Consider the following 14,918-nt stretch of genomic DNA (forward strand, 5'->3'; position numbering starts at 1 on the left):
TTTGTTTCTGATTGTCATAGGCATCATCGGTTGCATCCGAGAATGCAAACAAGCGGGTAAATATGATGGTCGATAAACAAGACACTGTGACAACCCCGCGAGCAACTTTCGAATATTTACTTCAACGCGCCTATCCGCTTGTTCGACCTGAACAACTCGACGGCATACGTGAGCAAATGGGCACCACCCTCGCCCATCAACCAGTTACTGCGGGTTGGGAGAAAGAGCGTGAAGCCTTGATGAAAGTGGCTTGGGCCGCAAAAGAGTTCATAGACGATTGGACGAAGGGCGATTTCAGTCTGTCAACTTTGGCTGCATTGGATGCTCAATCTCTGGATGATGCTCTGACCGCCCTCGCCGCCCTGAAATCGGAGGGCCGCAAATAATGTGCTGTTGTGCAATCTGGGAAGGCACGCGGGAAGCCTTAGAGAAATTTCCGATATGCGAAGATTGTCAGGGCGCTCATGTTGATGAGGGCGGCAATGCACTTGAAGGATGCGGTTACAGCCCTGTTGAATGCAATACTTGCGGCTGGCGTCCATGCGATGGGAGTTGCTGAAAATGACCGATTTCGAGAAATGGCTTCGTGATGGGGAGTTGTGCGGCTGGACTATGCCTAGAGCCACATTATGGAAGCGACTGCCCGTGATACGCCAGCTTCGTTCGGCGTGGGCTCAATATCAGATTGAACGTTGGTATGCTTACGGTCCTGGATCAATAGGCCTTCGCACTGGCTATGATGAATGGGTTGCGTACGGCATCTGGCATGGAAAGGAACGGCCATGAACCATAAGCAAATAGCCGTGGGGCAGGATAATTTGTCCGCAGTTCTGAATTATTTCAAAACCCATCTTTGCGCGACGAATGTTGAATGTGCTGAGGCTTTGGGATTGTCAGTGATGGCTGTTGGGAGGCATGTGAAAACCATTCGTGCCTCTCCTGCCCTCTTTACGAATCTACAAGATCCGGACACCGATAAAAACTGGCATTCAGATATCTGGCCGGGACAGACTGCACAAACGGTAATTAAAGAAATGATCACCGTAGCAACTGGCGAGTATGAGGAATTCGAAGGCGATTTTGATCCTTGGTCATGTGACAATCGTGCCGACATCGATAGGTGGCAGGCTATACTTTCCACAGCCCTCGCCCATGCCGGTCGCGCCGCACTGAAAACGGAGGCCAAGCCATGACCGCCCCCAACAACCCTACGCCGGAGGTTGAGCTAGAGCCGGTAGCTTGGGCTTTTAATCGTCCTGAAACACCATATCAATTCTGGACGACGAACCCCGAAGCAGACAACTTAAAGCGGGAAAAGCTAATACCTCTTGTTCGACTGGACCAAGTCGCCGCCGCCATCAGCCGCTTGACGGCGGAACGGGATGGCTTTGAAGCCCGCTTGATAAGTTGCGATGAAAACCTAACCCATACACTCAAATCCTATACGGAAATGACGCTTGAGCGTGATCGGGCGGAGAGGCGCGTCAAGGAGTTGGAGGCAAATCGAGATACGTGGAAAGCCAGCCGCGATAGATGGAAAGCCGTTTGTGTTCCAGAACGCGTTCTTGAGTTAGAGGCCGCCGAAGCCTCAAACAAGCTCCTCTCAGAGCGGGTAGCGGTGCTTGAGGGTGCGCTGGAGCCAGCCGAGAAACTTATTCTTTCTCTCTATCGAACTTGGATCGCGGATGACACTACAGCAACCCCATCTGCCGGTTCTGAGGTAGGGCAGGTTTACTACGACCTCCGCCGTGCCCGCGATGCTAGGGAGGGTAAGTAGATGGTAACTGTACACAAGCTGAAAACCCTAGATACCTACTTTGACGCTGTAAAGGCTGGAACAAAGACCTTCGAGATTCGATTGAATGACCGAGCCTTCCAGACCGGAGATGTCCTTGAGCTTATACGATGGACGCATACCAGTCTTGGAATGTGCGAGGATACAGGCCACAAGGTAGTCCGCAAACGTATCACTTACCTTTTGCAAGGCGGTCAATTCGGCATTGAACCCCAGTATTGCATTCTTGGCCTTGGAGAAGTGGACACCACCCATGACCAATAACCAGTCACACAGGGCGCTGATCGAGAAGGCGGACGGGCATATTTGCGGGTATCCTGAATGTGGTGAATACACTGGTCAGGTTGAGCTTGTGCCGCCTCCACACTTGGCCCGCAAAGATGGGCGAGGCATTTGCATAGACGTTTGTCTGGCTTTGGAGATTACAGAACTATGGAACAAGCACAGTATTACCACGACTGGATGCTGTTGCGGCCACGGCAGACTTCCCGGCTTCATAGGTGTTATTGACAGTGACATTCCAAGGATGAAAGCGCTTGGCTATAAGGTTCAGCACAATCCATGCCGACCAGGTGATGAGGATAGTTTCGATCCCAAGACCGCTCTCTTCGCCAGCGCTATAGGAGGGGGTGAGACATCGCCTGTGAATAGCGGGGATAATTCGCCATGAAAACCCAACGCAATGAAGTCTTGCCATCATCACTTCCACCGTTCGGAGTCAGTCGAGTAAAGGCGGCCGCCCTGATTGATATCAGCGAATCTCACTTCGATAAGCTCGTAATGGCTGGGAAAATGCCCCAACCACGAATGGTTCAAGGCCGGTTGATCTGGGATGTAATGGAAGTTGCAGAGGCATTTCGTGCCCTTCCACACCGCGAAGGCGACCTTGACCTCCAATCGGGCTTAGACAATCCTTGGGGATGAGCAAGAAAAACAATCTCCCCAAGGGCGTGGTGGCTGACCGCGACCGCCATAACAATGTGCGGTTGTATTTTCGTGTAAAAGGCCAGCCAAAAGTCAGACTGACTGAAAAGCCAGACACACCGGAATTTGAAAAAGAGCTTGCATGCGCCCGCCTTGGCGTACCGTACAACGAAACAACGGCGGTAAAGACCGAGCAGAAGCGCATTACCAAAGAACACACCTTCCAATGGCTGGTCGAGCAGTATTGCAGCCGCGTCAAGAGCCAGGTGAATGGTACACTGCTTGGACGGCGTAGACGCATATTTGATGAGATAAGCAACAGCACGACGGCTGCCGGCCATAGGCGCGGGGATCTGGATTTCCGGATGATGACGCGCAAGCATGTGATTGAGTTGAGGGACACGCTGCGGGACACGCCCGGCGCTCAAAATGAAATAGTGAAAAGCATTTCAGCAATGTTCGGATGGGCAGTCGAGGCAGCGGTAGCCACCGTCAATCCTGCTACGAAAATCAAAAAACTGGATTCAGGTGACGGCTTCCACGCTTGGACCGAAGAAGAAGTTAAGCAATACGAGGAACGCCATCCCGTTGGCACCAAGGCGCGTCTGATGCTGCACCTCGCGATGTTCACCGGCCTACGCCTGAGTGATCTTGCCATAGCTGGTAAGCAGCACATTCAAAATGGTTGGCTTGTAATCAGACCGAAGAAAACCGGCAAGTCGAGCAAGGTAGTGGTAGAGGTTCCTATCCTCCCCATCCTGCAAAAGACGATAGATGCCAGCCCATGCGGCGATCTGACATTTCTTGTCAGTGAGTGGAATGCGCCATTCACAGTAAACAGTCTGGGGAACAAGATGCGGGATTGGTGCGACCAAGCCGGATTGCCGCAATGTTCAACCCACGGCCTGCGAAAAGCAGGAGCAACCATCGCCGCGAACAATGGCGCGACCGATGAAGAGTTGATGGCAATTTTCGGATGGACGACAAAACAGCAGACAACGCTTTACACGAAATCTGCGAACCGTCGGAAGCTTGCAGGCAAGGCAATGCACAAGCTGCTACCGGAACAAAAACAGGACGAAAAAAGTCCCACCGATTTGCCGGTTGAAGAAAGTGGGACAAAAACCGCTTAAAAATGCAATGAAATCAATAGCTGAGAAAAGCCTTGGTGCCCCTTGCCGGAATCGAACCAGCACTCCTTGCGGAACCTGATTTTGAGTCAGGCGCGTCTACCAATTCCGCCAAAGGGGCCGCCAAAAAGCGTCGGAGATGAGCGAACTCAACTCCGTGACAGCCAAATACATGCAGAGGGCACCTTCGGTCAACAGCAATAAAAGCTTTTATCGCGGATAACACACTCGTGTGTTGCCCCTGCCCGCGGTCAAAGCTAGAGGCGGGTGCAAGAATACCTGCCAGCGAGGTTGCGAAAATTGATCGTCCCGATTCCATTTGGCGAATGTTTGCTCTAAGAGACCTTGCATATTTACTCCAGGCGGGAACCGATAATGCTGCGCAGACTGTATGATTGGACAATGTCACTGGCCGCGCGCAAGTCGGCTGAAGCATGGCTTGCGGTCATTGCCTTTGTCGAAAGCTCTGTTTTCCTCGTTCCCGCAGACGTGCTTTATCTGCCGATGGCCCTTGCCCGTCCCGAACGGGCCTATCGCTATGCGCTGGTTGCCACTATTGCCTCTGTGCTTGGCGGAATAGCCGGCTGGATGCTGGGCTTTTATGCTTATGAAACCCTCGCCAAGCCGATACTTGAAATGTATGGCAAGCTTGATGCCTTTGAGGCCATGCGCGGCTCCACCAGCGCTGACGCGATCCTGCTCCTGCTTGTAACATCGGGACTTGCTCACCTGCCTCCCATCAAGATAGTCACCATTCTTTCAGGCGCGGCGGGTATCAACATCTGGCTGTTCATCGTCTCGGCAATTATCGCACGCGGTGCGCGCTTCTTCTTTCTCGCATGGCTTTTGCGCCGTTACGGCGAACCGATCCGCGATTTTATCGAAAAACGCCTCGGACTCATTGCCGGTGCAGCGGCACTCATCCTGATTCTGCTCTACGCCGTGTTCCATTATCTTCATCTGTAGTTGCGTCAATTCAAGAGGACCAGCGCCGTCATGATCAATACCAAACCCCATTTGAAGACCGCACTTTTTCTGCTGCTGGCCATGATTGTCACAGTCGGCTCGGCATTGGGTTTTCAACATATTGGCGGCTATCTCCCCTGCAAGCTATGCCTTGAGCAGCGCTATCCCTATTATGCGGGCATCCCCCTGATGGTGCTGGCGGTTGCTTCATCATCCCTGAAATGGCCCGCAGGTCTGACGCGATTGCTTCTGGCTCTGGGCGGCCTGCTCATGCTCATTGGCCTTGGTCTTGCAATATTTCATGCGGGCGTGGAGTGGAAATTCTGGGCGGGCCCAACTGATTGCACGGCGGTGGCAATGTCGATCACAACGGACGCAGGCAGCCTTCTAAGCGATATGAATTCTGTTCGCCCGCCTGCATGCGATACCGCTGCTCTGCGCGTTCTCGGCCTGTCCTTTGCTGGCTGGAATGCCATTGCAAGCTTGGTTCTGATGATCGTAGCATTTCGCGGCGCAGCGAAATCCTAAATCTAATCCACAACGCAGAAACCTTCTGAAAATTCATCCCGATGAGTCAGGTGATGTGATTTTTGAGAACCGTAGCGCAGTGAACTCTCGGGTTCGTGAGCAACGGAAGCGCAGAAAATTGCAACAGATGGCCATCGGGGTGGATTGGCAGGAGGTTTCTACGGCTCCAGCTCGACATCCCAATAAAGATAATCCATCCAGCTTTCATGCAGATGGTTTGGCGGGAACATGCGGCCATTATTATGCAGATCGTGAACTGTCGGCGGGTAAGGCTTTTGCCTCGGCCACATCTTGGCGCGATCCGGCATAAGGCCTCCCTTGCGTAGATTACAGGGCGAACAGGCAGCGACAACATTTTCCCAAACTGTTTCGCCACCGGCGCAACGGGGAATGACATGGTCGAATGTCAGATCTTCTTCCGAACCGCAATATTGGCATTCGAAGCGATCGCGCAGGAAAACATTAAACCGCGTAAAGGCCGGGTTGCGCGACGGCTTGATATAGCTTTTCAGCGAAACGACACTTGGCAAACGCATCGCGAATGAAGGCGACGAGACTTCATGCTCGTATTCGGCCACGATATTCACACGGTCAAGAAAAACCGCCTTGATCGCGTCCTGCCAGGACCAAAGCGACAAGGGATAATAACTGAGCGGACGATAGTCCGCATTAAGTACCAGAGCCGGCAGTCCGTCCGGCGAGACGGCTATTGTCAAGGAATCAACTCCAATCCAACCATCAGGCCTTCATATTGTAAGCTTGACGTGACAGGAATGTGAAGCGAATTGCTGCGCGGCAGCAGAAAAAGCACCGTTATTTCAACTTCATGCGACGGGTGTAGCATCACGGCCACGGGTTGCGGCGTAGTAAGCCCAGAAAAGTCTGGCAGCCACACCCCGCCAAGGCGACCAGCGCTCGGCAAAAATCTTCAATGTTTTCGAATCCGGCCGCACTGATTCGCCATATGCATGCGCATAGGCATGTTGAAGCGCGACATCCCCTGCGGGAAAGACATCCGCATGACCGGCTGAAAAAAGCAGATAGACCTCGGCGGTCCATGGGCCAATCCCCTTGACGTTCGTCATCACCTGCATCGCCTCTTCGATGGGCCGCTCACAAAGGTCGAACAGGTCGAGTTCGCTGGCGACGATCGATTGGCTTATCCGGGCGAGCGTCGCCTGCTTGGCGCGGGAAAGACCCGCGATTCGCCACGCTTCCTCGCCTCCTGTCAGATAGTTTTCCGGCGTCAGCGGGTCGATAACGCCAATGAGGCGTTTCCATATAGAATCGGGCGCTCGCCTTGGACACCTGCTGGGAAACGATGACCGATGCCAGGCTTTCAAAACCCGGCGCGGAGCGACGCAAAGGCAACGGTCCAGCCTTCTCTGCAATCACCGCCAGTTCGGGATGAGCGCGCAACAGGTCCGCAAGGCCTTCGGCAATATCGTCGAGTGTATCAATTCTGCGCATATGTCTTCATCCTTGCATGATCCGGCAAACACCGTATCAATGAGTGTGAACAACGCCAAGAATGTCCAGCGCGCATGACAGTTCCGGTTTTCAGATTCGCACCCAGTCCCAATGGCTGCCTTCATCTCGGCCATGCCTATTCCGCTCTTCTGAATCAACGGATGGCACAGAATATGGGTGGTCGGATGCTGCTCCGCATGGAGGATATAGATCGCGAACGCTGTACACCCGAACTTGAGCATTCAATGCTGGATGATTTGGAATGGATTGGCCTGAATTGGGAACAGCCTGTTCGCCGCCAGTCAGAACATTTTCCAATCTATCAGGAAGCTCTGGATCGCCTCGTCAAAATGGAACTTGTCTATCCGGCATTTCTTAGCCGCAGTGGTATCAAGCGGGAGATCGAGCGTTCCAACATGGATGATTGGCCGCGCGATCCGGACGGCGCGCCATTCTACCCTCCGATTGAACGCCTGCTTTCAAAGCGCGAACAGCAAACACGCATGGCAAGGGGAGACCCTTATGCTTGGCGCTTGAACATGGACCGCGCTCTTGAGGTGGCAGGAACGCAACTGATCTGGCATGAATTTGGTTCGCGTGAACACAAGGTCAATGCCCGGCCTCAGGACTGGGGCGACGTCATCATCGCCCGACGCGATATGCCCACCAGTTATCATCTCTCCGTCGTCATTGATGATGCTTTGCAAGGCATTACGCATGTGGTTCGTGGCAAGGATCTCTATCACGCCACCAGCGTTCACCGCCTGCTTCAACACCTCTTCGGCATTGAACCGCCGCTCTACCACCATCATAGGCTCGTTCTGGATAATGACGGCAACAAATTATCGAAAAGCCGCAGGGATACGTCCCTGCGATCTTTGCGTGAGCGAGGGATAACACGTCAGGAGATATGTGATTTGATCGGTTTATGATCTATCGCGTCTCACTTTGCGGGTATAAGTCAGTTGTCTCCTTCAATGATCCGGCTGTACCCCCAATGTCCGTACGCTTCCTTCCAGCCCTGTTCGTTCTTCTGTGGGCTACCGGCTTTATCGGCGCGCGCTACGCGATGCCCTATATGGAACCGTTTCTGTTTCTCATGGCACGCTTTGCCATTGCAGGCGCAATATTAGGCGTATGGGTTATTCTGGCGGGCAATAATTGGCCCGATAGGCGCGGAGCGATGCACGCAATCATCGCCGGCTGCCTGATCCATGGCGCTTATCTCGGAGCTGTGTTCTGGGCCATTCACAAGGGCTTGCCCGCTGGCATGTCTGCATTGGTCGTCGGCCTGCAACCCCTGATCACTGCGCTGATTGCGGGTGTAACGCTTGGCGAAAAAATACAGCCGCGCCACTGGGCGGGACTGGGTGTCGGCTTCATCGGTGTCGCCATGGTGCTTTGGCCCAAGCTTTCGATTTCTGCCGATGGTATTACCCCGGCAACTGTCGGCGCTTCGATCTTTTCGGTCATTGCCATCAGCGTCGGCACCGTCTGGCAGAAACGCTTTGTTGGCCAGATTGATTTAAAGGCAGGAACAACCTTGCAATATCTGGGTGCGATGGTGGTCATGGCAATCATGACATTGTTGTTCGAGACTCATGAAATCATCTGGTCAGGCTCACTGGTATTCGCCATGTTCTGGCTGGTCGTCGTTCTTTCCATCGGCGCGGTCCTGCTGCTGATGATCCTGATCAACCAAGGCGCAGTCTCGAAAGTCGCGTCGCTGTTTTATCTCGTGCCCGGCGTCACGGCCCTGATGGCCTATGTCCTTTTCGGGGAGACATTGACGTTATTTCAGCTGGTTGGCATGGCCATTGCCACGTTGGGCGTTGCGCTTTCGACCGCAGGTCAAAGCCGCCGCGCCACCCTTCCCTCGCGATAGATAATAATCGCAGCGTTTATTTCAGCTCCGATAATGAAGATGGCTGCGATTATATAAAGGAAAACAATAGCGGCCATAATCGAAGCAAGTCCCGCATAGGTCGAGATATAAGACGCAAATGTCTCCAGATAGCTGGCAAAGATCGTGGCCCCAATAGTCCAGGCAATCAGTGTAAGCAGAATGCCGGGCAGAATATCCACAAAACGCCTGTGCCCTGCTGGCAGCCAGAGATGAACCACAAGAAGGCCGATGATGAGCACGGCCGATGCAATGCAATAGCGCCAGAAACTGATCGTTCCCGATAGAAGATAAATTTCAGGATACCATTTCGAAGCAATCCGCATCGCCAGCGGGGCAAGCACCAGCAGAAAGCTGATCGCCATGATGCCGATGGTCGCGATGATCACATAGCCAAGACTTTGCAGACGGCAATAAATGATCGAGCGCGTATCCACCACACGATAAGCCCGGTTGAGCGCGACCCGCAAAGCTTCAATACCATTGGATGCAAAGTAGGCAGCGGCAATCACGCTGATTGTCAACAACCCGCCGCGCTGCACATTGAGAACATTGCTCACTTCCTGCTTGATTGGGTTGGCGATCACCTCCGGCCAGGTGTCGAATACGACATGCACTGCCGTCTCGGTAAAAGCACTTGCTCCGAGAAAACTCGCCAATGCCGTGGCAAAAATCAGAAACGGAAAAAGCGCCATGATTCCTGACAGCGCAACATGGCTCGCCAGTGCCCATCCATCATCCGTGCTGAAATGCCCCAGAGCGTCACCAAGAATACGCCGAAGAAAACCATATAGTTTACGCATCAATGCAGGTTTGCCCCCATGGTCATGTACGCGAGATTGCAAGGCACAAGCGAATATGTGAAGTGTTTTTTTGCGCAACCTATTGAATCGAAACCATGCCCCGTTCCAGAACGATTTTGATTACAGGATGTTCCAGCGGCATGGGCGCTTATTGTGCACGCGCCCTGAAGGCTGATGGCTGGACCGTTTTTGCTACTGCCCGCAAATTATCTGACATAGATGATCTTAAAGCGGAAGGCTTTTCGGCTCATTACCTTGACTATAGCGAGGCGCAATCCATCAGGGATACGGTCAGGGCTGTTCTTGAACAGACCGGCGGCACGCTCGACGCACTCTATAATAATGGCGCTTACGCGGTGCCCGGCGCTGTGGAGGATTTGCCGACAACGGCGTTACGCGAGCAATTTGAAGCAGCATTTTTTGGTTGGCATGAGTTGACGCAACTTATTGTTCCGGTGATGCGGCGGCAGGGTCATGGGCGAATTGTCCACTGTTCATCAATTCTCGGCTTGGTACCCATGAAACTGCGCGGAGCTTACGTCGCTTCGAAATTTGCACTCGAAGGGTTGATGACAACACAGCGGATGGAACTGGCTGGCTCCGGCATTCATGTATCGCTGCTCGAGCCGGGGTCGATCGAGTCCCATTTCAGGACCAATGCGGCGGCCCAAATAAGCAAATATATCGATATTGAAAAATCATTGCATCGCGAGCAATACGAGAGAGAAATCGCCAAATTCTCACAGGCAAAGCCGCCACGATTCGCGCTTGGGCCAGATGCCATTTACAAGGTTCTGAAACACGCATTGGAAAATGAGCGTCCCAGACCCCATTATGTGGTGACGGTTCCAGCTAAGCTGGCAAGTTTTGCCAAAAGAATGCTATCGGCACGTGCGCTATATCGCATGCTTGCGAGCCAATCATGACAGGAGCAGACTGCAAGTCAGCCTGATAAGGAATAACATCATGGACATCATCTTCAAGTTTCTGGCAATTGTCGCCATTGCCGCCGTCGCTATCGTGCTTCTCGTCGGTCTGCGCAACATGATGAAGGGCGGCGATGCCAACTTCTCCAACAAGATGATGCAACTGCGTATTCTGCTGCAGCTCGTTGCCATCATCCTGATTGTTGGCGCCATCTACTTCCATCGCGCTGCAGGCTAGGGCGGATATAATGGTCAAGCTCAACAAGATTTATACGCGCACCGGCGATGATGGCACCACCGGCCTCAGCACTGGAGCGCGCCGTTTAAAGCATGACTTGCGCGTAGAGGCTTACGGCACTGTGGACGAGGCAAATTCCTTTGTTGGCCTCGCCCGATTGCATACGGAACGGGATTATCCCGAACTCGATGCCATGCTTTTTCGCATCCAGAATGATCTTTTCGATCTCGGGGCTGATCTTGCCACCCCGGATACGGGTGAAACTCTCGCCTACGAGCCTTTGCGCATCATCGATACCCAGGTTTCAAGAGTTGAAGCTGATATTGACCAACTGAACGAAAAGCTTGAGCCTTTGCGCTCCTTCGTGCTGCCGGGAGGCTCCCCTGCATCAGCCGCTTTGCATCTGGCGCGCACGGTTTCGCGCCGTGCAGAACGTCAAATGGTCGAGCTTTCTCAAAGGCCCGATGAGATCGTCACGCCCGCCGCATTGAAATACATCAACCGCGTTTCCGATTTCCTGTTTGTTGCGGCTCGGGTTGTCAATGACAATGGCGCGAAGGACGTGTTATGGGTGCCGGGTAAAAATCGCTGACAGGCCTGAGGCAGGAACCCGGAATTAATGTTCATTCCACTATATGACGCCAATCGCCTCAAATACATCAAACTACAATATGTTACGCTTTCACTCATTGTTTTGAATGTTCTGATTTTTGGGCTTGTGGCCCTTTTCGATCCGGACACCCAAAAAGCCTCAATGATATTTGGCTACATCCCCGCCGTAGCGCAGGGTCTGGTTGTTCGCCCGCCGGAATATGACTTCATAGCTAGTGGATGGACCTACATCACCTATACGTTCATGCATGCCGACATCTACCATCTCGGCGGAAATATGCTGTTTCTCTGGGTTTTCGGCGACAATGTCGAAGATGCCATGGGGCATATAAAATTCCTGATCTTTTATTTTCTTTGCGGTGCCGCCGGTGCCTTAATGCACGGTTTTGTTTTTTCCGACTCTCATGGCCCATTGATTGGCGCATCGGGAGCGATATTCGGGGTCGTCGCCGCTTATCTCATGCTTCACCCGCGGGTCTGGGTTTGGGTCTTCGCCTTCGGACGCATTCCTTTGCCGCTTCCGGCAATCTATCTGCTTGCACTTTGGATCGCCGAACAGTTCTTGATGCTCTTCGTACATGGCGATGAACGCATCTCCTGGTCGGCCCATGTCGGCGGAATTATTTCGGGCGCATTGCTGGTTGGTATTCTCAAACGCTGGAGCATTCCGCTGTTTGATCGCACCATTGTCACACCTCGCGCCGTCGTGACCGAAGACAAGCAAAACAATGAGGCCTGAAGCCGCGGCTTCAAGGTAGCGAAGAACTTACCTGTCTAAATTGGGAATCTGCTGGAGGTTGTTTGTAGACAATACCAAAGCTTTGGCTCAAATTCACCACGCACATTGGTTTCGGTGCGCTTCCAGTGTCCACGTCACGTCTCTCGATATCCGGTAGAAAGACACCAATGTTTATTCCACTGCATGACGCCAACAGCTTAAAATACATCAAGCTGCAATATGTGACACTTTCGCTGATAGCGCTGAATGTCATCATTTTTGCGCTGACCAGCATTGCCGGAGATCATGCGGAAGCCACAATTATTGGACTTGGCTATATACCCGCCATTGTCCATGACCTTGCAGCTCTGCCTGCAGCCTATGATATTGTGCCGCCAAATGCCACTTACATCACCTACGCATTTCTCCATGCCGACATTTTCCACCTCGGCGGCAATATGCTGTTTCTCTGTGTATTTGGAGACAATATTGAAGACGCTCTCGGCCACGTAAAATTTTTGATCTTCTATCTTTTATGCGCGGCGGCGGGAGCTCTTCTCCATGGCGTCATTCTGCCGGATTCAGAAGCACCATTGATAGGCGCTTCCGGTGCGATAGCAGGTATCGTTGCTGCCTATCTTATACTCCATCCTCGCGTGAAAGTATGGGTTCTGGCCTTTGGACGAATTCCGCTGCGCATCCCGGCGATCTATCCACTCGTCCTTTGGGTTGCCCTGCAATTCGGTATGCTTTTGTGGGGTGGCGATGAGCAAATATCGTGGCCTGCGCATGTGGGCGGGATTATAGCAGGTGCATTGCTCATTCTCATTTTGAAGCGCCGCAATGTTCCGCTTTTTGACCGTGCCATAGTCTCTCCGCGTGCCGTCGTGGTCGAAAAAGAGCCAGCTATCGCAGTCACGCAAACCGAGCCTGCGAAATGGGGCAGATAGACCCACATCATTCAATCGGTTGAAGTACAGATTGTCGCATACCGCGCATTGACCTTTACGTCACTCATATTTACGGTCCCGCGCTGTTCAGACACAAACGTGTCGCTTTTTTCACCTCAATGTCGGCATCCGGCAAGCAGGTACTGTGATAGGACAGTTAAAGCTGTCATTTGAATGTTGAAGAGGGAGTCCCCATGAAAGTCCTCGTACCGGTAAAGCGGGTAGTCGATTACAACGTCAAGATCCGCGTCAAAGGTGACGGTTCAGGCGTTGAGCTTGCAAATGTGAAAATGTCGATGAATCCGTTCGACGAAATCGCGGTCGAGGAAGCGCTTCGTTTGAAAGAAGCCGGCAAGGTCGAGGAAGTTGTCGTCGTGTCGATTGGCCCGGCGCAGGCACAGGAAACTTTGCGCACAGCACTCGCCATGGGTGCGGACCGTGCCATTCTGGTCAAGGTCGACGATATTGTCGAGCCGCTGGCCGTCGCCAAGATTTTGAAGGGCGTCGTTGAAGCCGAACAGCCGCAGCTCGTTATTCTTGGCAAGCAGGCAATCGATGACGATGCCAACCAGACCGGCCAGATGCTGTCAGCGTTGCTCGGTTGGAGCCAGGCCACCTTCGCCTCCAAGGTTGAACTTGGTGACAAGTCGGCCAAGGTAACACGCGAAGTCGATGGCGGCCTGCAGACCATTGAGGTCACTTTGCCGGCAATCGTCACCACCGATCTGCGTTTGAACCAGCCGCGTTATGCTTCGCTGCCCAATATCATGAAGGCTAAGAAGAAGCCTCTCGATGAGAAGTCAGCTGCTGATTACGGCGTTGACACTGCGCCGCGCCTCAAGGTCCTGAAGACTGAAGAGCCGGGCGGACGCAAGGCTGGTGTGAAGGTCAAGGACGTTGCGGAGCTTGTCTCCAAGCTGAAGAACGAAGCTGGCGTTCTTTAAGGAAAAGGATAAGGAATTCACCATGGCTATTCTTCTTTTTGCCGAACACGATAACGAAACCCTTTCCGACCAGACAGCCAAGGCTTTGACCGCAGCGCTCGCCATCGGTTCGGATGTGCATGTGCTGGTAGCCGGAAAAGGCGCCAAGGGCGTTGCAGATCAGGCTGCCAAGCTTGCGGGCGTCAAGAAGGTTTTGCTGGCCGATAGCGATGATCTGGCCAACCGCCTCGCCGAAGCTACCGCTGCATTGATCGTCTCGATTGCCGACGGCTATGACACGATCATCGCCGCTGCCACCACCAACGGCAAAAACATCTTGCCGCGCGTTGCAGCGCTGCTCGATGTCATGCAGGTGTCAGACATTATCGAAGTTATCTCGGCTGACACATTCAAGCGTCCGATCTATGCGGGCAATGCCTTGCAGACGGTGCAGGCCACCGATGCCAAGAAGGTTATCACGGTTCGCACGGCAACCTTTGCCGCTGCTGGCGAAGGCGGATCAGCCTCCGTCGAGACCATTTCGGCGGCTGCCAATCCTGGCCTTTCGACCTTTGTTGAAGCAAAGCTTTCCGGTGGCGATCGTCCTGAGTTGACCTCGGCGAAGATCATCATTTCCGGCGGACGTGCTCTTGGCTCCAACGAAAAGTTCAAGGAAGTGATCCTCCCGGTTGCTGACAAGCTCGGCGCTGCGGTTGGTGCTTCGCGTGCGGCTGTCGATGCTGGCTATGCACCGAATGACTGGCAGGTTGGACAAACAGGCAAGGTTGTCGCGCCTGACCTTTACATCGCCGTGGGCATTTCCGGCGCGATCCAGCATCTGGCCGGCATGAAGGACTCCAAGGTCATTGTTGCCATAAACAAGGACGAAGAAGCACCGATTTTCCAGGTTGCCGATTACGGCCTCGTTGGCGATCTCTTCGTTATCCTGCCGGAACTTAAAAAGGCGCTGTAAAAAAATATAGCCGCAAGTTTGAAATGATTTGCATGGCCGGGGTAGACGAAAGCTACCCC

20 protein-coding genes, 1 tRNA gene and 1 pseudogene are annotated in these 14,918 nt (G+C 53.2%); 18 read left to right on the forward strand and 4 right to left on the reverse strand.

Features of this window, described 5'->3' with window-relative positions; translation table 11 throughout:
- Positions 1-62 precede the first annotated feature (62 nt).
- From QFZ34_RS10050 to QFZ34_RS10080, 7 genes are all read left to right on the forward strand, one after another.
- Entirely contained in the window at positions 63-386 is a 324-nt protein-coding gene (locus tag QFZ34_RS10050; RefSeq protein WP_307280295.1) for a hypothetical protein, read from the forward strand.
- 396 nt (positions 387-782) lie between these two features.
- Complete coding sequence (locus tag QFZ34_RS10055; protein WP_307280298.1) at positions 783-1,193, forward strand: hypothetical protein; 411 nt, start codon at positions 783-785, stop codon at positions 1,191-1,193.
- A complete protein-coding gene (locus QFZ34_RS10060; RefSeq protein ID WP_307280300.1) occupies positions 1,190-1,777 on the forward strand; it encodes a hypothetical protein in 588 nt (195 codons plus the stop codon). The genes QFZ34_RS10055 and QFZ34_RS10060 overlap by 4 nt, the downstream gene beginning before the upstream one ends.
- The gene (locus QFZ34_RS23370; protein WP_370878734.1) at positions 1,778-2,059 is read left to right on the forward strand and encodes a DUF3850 domain-containing protein; all 282 of its coding nucleotides are present in this window, start codon (positions 1,778-1,780) and stop codon (positions 2,057-2,059) included.
- On the forward strand, positions 2,049-2,465 hold the full coding sequence (locus tag QFZ34_RS10070; protein ID WP_307280306.1) for a hypothetical protein: 417 nt from the start codon (positions 2,049-2,051) through the stop codon (positions 2,463-2,465). Before QFZ34_RS23370 ends, QFZ34_RS10070 begins: the two co-directional genes overlap by 11 nt.
- The gene (locus QFZ34_RS10075) at positions 2,462-2,719 is read left to right on the forward strand and encodes a hypothetical protein (RefSeq protein WP_307280308.1); all 258 of its coding nucleotides are present in this window, start codon (positions 2,462-2,464) and stop codon (positions 2,717-2,719) included. The genes QFZ34_RS10070 and QFZ34_RS10075 overlap by 4 nt, the downstream gene beginning before the upstream one ends.
- Positions 2,716-3,852, forward strand: a complete 1,137-nt coding sequence (locus QFZ34_RS10080; RefSeq protein ID WP_307280311.1) for a tyrosine-type recombinase/integrase — start codon at positions 2,716-2,718, stop codon at positions 3,850-3,852. Before QFZ34_RS10075 ends, QFZ34_RS10080 begins: the two co-directional genes overlap by 4 nt.
- A gap of 33 nt (positions 3,853-3,885) precedes the next feature.
- On the opposite strand, the gene QFZ34_RS10085 is transcribed toward QFZ34_RS10080, so the two are convergent.
- A tRNA-Leu gene (locus tag QFZ34_RS10085) sits at positions 3,886-3,970 on the reverse strand.
- Between the two features lie 254 nt (positions 3,971-4,224).
- Here QFZ34_RS10085 and QFZ34_RS10090 point away from each other — a divergent pair.
- Complete coding sequence (locus tag QFZ34_RS10090) at positions 4,225-4,815, forward strand: YqaA family protein (RefSeq protein ID WP_115055459.1); 591 nt, start codon at positions 4,225-4,227, stop codon at positions 4,813-4,815.
- A 30-nt stretch (positions 4,816-4,845) separates the two neighbouring features.
- The gene (locus QFZ34_RS10095; RefSeq protein WP_115055461.1) at positions 4,846-5,343 is read left to right on the forward strand and encodes a disulfide bond formation protein B; all 498 of its coding nucleotides are present in this window, start codon (positions 4,846-4,848) and stop codon (positions 5,341-5,343) included.
- Positions 5,344-5,501: 158 nt separating this feature from the next.
- Here QFZ34_RS10095 and QFZ34_RS10100 read toward each other — a convergent pair whose 3' ends face one another.
- Both QFZ34_RS10100 and QFZ34_RS10105 read right to left on the reverse strand, forming a co-directional pair.
- Positions 5,502-6,059, reverse strand: coding sequence for an HNH endonuclease (locus QFZ34_RS10100; protein ID WP_008127884.1), 558 nt, complete (start codon positions 6,057-6,059; stop codon positions 5,502-5,504).
- A 108-nt stretch (positions 6,060-6,167) separates the two neighbouring features.
- Positions 6,168-6,813, reverse strand: a pseudogene (locus QFZ34_RS10105) (DNA-3-methyladenine glycosylase family protein).
- 74 nt (positions 6,814-6,887) lie between these two features.
- Between QFZ34_RS10105 and gluQRS the strand changes: the two are divergent.
- On the forward strand, positions 6,888-7,745 hold the full coding sequence (gene gluQRS / locus QFZ34_RS10110) for a tRNA glutamyl-Q(34) synthetase GluQRS (protein WP_307280318.1): 858 nt from the start codon (positions 6,888-6,890) through the stop codon (positions 7,743-7,745).
- 65 nt (positions 7,746-7,810) lie between these two features.
- Positions 7,811-8,698, forward strand: coding sequence for a DMT family transporter (locus QFZ34_RS10115; RefSeq protein WP_115055575.1), 888 nt, complete (start codon positions 7,811-7,813; stop codon positions 8,696-8,698).
- On the opposite strand, the gene QFZ34_RS10120 is transcribed toward QFZ34_RS10115, so the two are convergent.
- On the reverse strand, positions 8,665-9,519 hold the full coding sequence (locus tag QFZ34_RS10120) for a YihY/virulence factor BrkB family protein (RefSeq protein ID WP_115055466.1): 855 nt from the start codon (positions 9,517-9,519) through the stop codon (positions 8,665-8,667). The genes QFZ34_RS10115 and QFZ34_RS10120 overlap by 34 nt on opposite strands.
- 95 nt (positions 9,520-9,614) lie before the next feature.
- Between QFZ34_RS10120 and QFZ34_RS10125 the strand changes: the two genes are divergently transcribed.
- The 7 genes from QFZ34_RS10125 to QFZ34_RS10155 all read left to right on the forward strand — a co-directional run bounded on the left by QFZ34_RS10125 (position 9,615) and on the right by QFZ34_RS10155 (position 14,859).
- Entirely contained in the window at positions 9,615-10,445 is an 831-nt protein-coding gene (locus QFZ34_RS10125; RefSeq protein ID WP_307280320.1) for an SDR family oxidoreductase, read from the forward strand.
- Positions 10,446-10,485: 40 nt separating this feature from the next.
- Positions 10,486-10,683: a twin transmembrane helix small protein gene (locus QFZ34_RS10130; RefSeq protein WP_307280322.1), complete on the forward strand. Its 198-nt coding sequence runs from the start codon at positions 10,486-10,488 to the stop codon at positions 10,681-10,683.
- A gap of 10 nt (positions 10,684-10,693) precedes the next feature.
- Complete coding sequence (locus QFZ34_RS10135) at positions 10,694-11,275, forward strand: cob(I)yrinic acid a,c-diamide adenosyltransferase (protein ID WP_307280325.1); 582 nt, start codon at positions 10,694-10,696, stop codon at positions 11,273-11,275.
- A 27-nt stretch (positions 11,276-11,302) separates the two neighbouring features.
- Entirely contained in the window at positions 11,303-12,034 is a 732-nt protein-coding gene (locus tag QFZ34_RS10140) for a rhomboid family intramembrane serine protease (RefSeq protein WP_307280327.1), read from the forward strand.
- A gap of 167 nt (positions 12,035-12,201) precedes the next feature.
- Positions 12,202-12,963: a rhomboid family intramembrane serine protease gene (locus QFZ34_RS10145; RefSeq protein WP_307280330.1), complete on the forward strand. Its 762-nt coding sequence runs from the start codon at positions 12,202-12,204 to the stop codon at positions 12,961-12,963.
- 194 nt (positions 12,964-13,157) lie between these two features.
- On the forward strand, positions 13,158-13,907 hold the full coding sequence (locus tag QFZ34_RS10150) for an electron transfer flavoprotein subunit beta/FixA family protein (RefSeq protein WP_307280332.1): 750 nt from the start codon (positions 13,158-13,160) through the stop codon (positions 13,905-13,907).
- A gap of 22 nt (positions 13,908-13,929) precedes the next feature.
- Entirely contained in the window at positions 13,930-14,859 is a 930-nt protein-coding gene (locus QFZ34_RS10155; RefSeq protein ID WP_307280335.1) for an electron transfer flavoprotein subunit alpha/FixB family protein, read from the forward strand.
- The last annotated feature ends 59 nt before the right edge of the window (positions 14,860-14,918 follow it).

It is taken from the genome of Phyllobacterium ifriqiyense, from assembly GCF_030817885.1.
Classification (GTDB): Bacteria; Pseudomonadota; Alphaproteobacteria; order Rhizobiales; family Rhizobiaceae; genus Phyllobacterium; species Phyllobacterium ifriqiyense.

Bases quoted from the DNA above. Each gene is read 5' to 3' on its own strand.
- QFZ34_RS10050 (WP_307280295.1), top strand. From the start codon at position 63: ATGATGGTCGATAAACAAGACACTGTGACAACCCCGCGAGCAACTTTC.
- QFZ34_RS10055 (WP_307280298.1), top strand. From the start codon at position 783: ATGAACCATAAGCAAATAGCCGTGGGGCAGGATAATTTGTCCGCAGTT.
- QFZ34_RS10060 (WP_307280300.1), top strand. From the start codon at position 1,190: ATGACCGCCCCCAACAACCCTACGCCGGAGGTTGAGCTAGAGCCGGTA.
- QFZ34_RS23370 (WP_370878734.1), top strand. From the start codon at position 1,778: ATGGTAACTGTACACAAGCTGAAAACCCTAGATACCTACTTTGACGCT.
- QFZ34_RS10070 (WP_307280306.1), top strand. From the start codon at position 2,049: ATGACCAATAACCAGTCACACAGGGCGCTGATCGAGAAGGCGGACGGG.
- QFZ34_RS10075 (WP_307280308.1), top strand. From the start codon at position 2,462: ATGAAAACCCAACGCAATGAAGTCTTGCCATCATCACTTCCACCGTTC.
- QFZ34_RS10080 (WP_307280311.1), top strand. From the start codon at position 2,716: ATGAGCAAGAAAAACAATCTCCCCAAGGGCGTGGTGGCTGACCGCGAC.
- QFZ34_RS10090 (WP_115055459.1), top strand. From the start codon at position 4,225: ATGCTGCGCAGACTGTATGATTGGACAATGTCACTGGCCGCGCGCAAG.
- QFZ34_RS10095 (WP_115055461.1), top strand. From the start codon at position 4,846: ATGATCAATACCAAACCCCATTTGAAGACCGCACTTTTTCTGCTGCTG.
- gluQRS (WP_307280318.1), top strand. From the start codon at position 6,888: ATGACAGTTCCGGTTTTCAGATTCGCACCCAGTCCCAATGGCTGCCTT.
- QFZ34_RS10115 (WP_115055575.1), top strand. From the start codon at position 7,811: ATGTCCGTACGCTTCCTTCCAGCCCTGTTCGTTCTTCTGTGGGCTACC.
- QFZ34_RS10120 (WP_115055466.1), bottom strand. From the start codon at position 9,519: ATGCGTAAACTATATGGTTTTCTTCGGCGTATTCTTGGTGACGCTCTG.
- QFZ34_RS10125 (WP_307280320.1), top strand. From the start codon at position 9,615: ATGCCCCGTTCCAGAACGATTTTGATTACAGGATGTTCCAGCGGCATG.
- QFZ34_RS10130 (WP_307280322.1), top strand. From the start codon at position 10,486: ATGGACATCATCTTCAAGTTTCTGGCAATTGTCGCCATTGCCGCCGTC.
- QFZ34_RS10135 (WP_307280325.1), top strand. From the start codon at position 10,694: ATGGTCAAGCTCAACAAGATTTATACGCGCACCGGCGATGATGGCACC.
- QFZ34_RS10140 (WP_307280327.1), top strand. From the start codon at position 11,303: ATGTTCATTCCACTATATGACGCCAATCGCCTCAAATACATCAAACTA.
- QFZ34_RS10145 (WP_307280330.1), top strand. From the start codon at position 12,202: ATGTTTATTCCACTGCATGACGCCAACAGCTTAAAATACATCAAGCTG.
- QFZ34_RS10150 (WP_307280332.1), top strand. From the start codon at position 13,158: ATGAAAGTCCTCGTACCGGTAAAGCGGGTAGTCGATTACAACGTCAAG.
- QFZ34_RS10155 (WP_307280335.1), top strand. From the start codon at position 13,930: ATGGCTATTCTTCTTTTTGCCGAACACGATAACGAAACCCTTTCCGAC.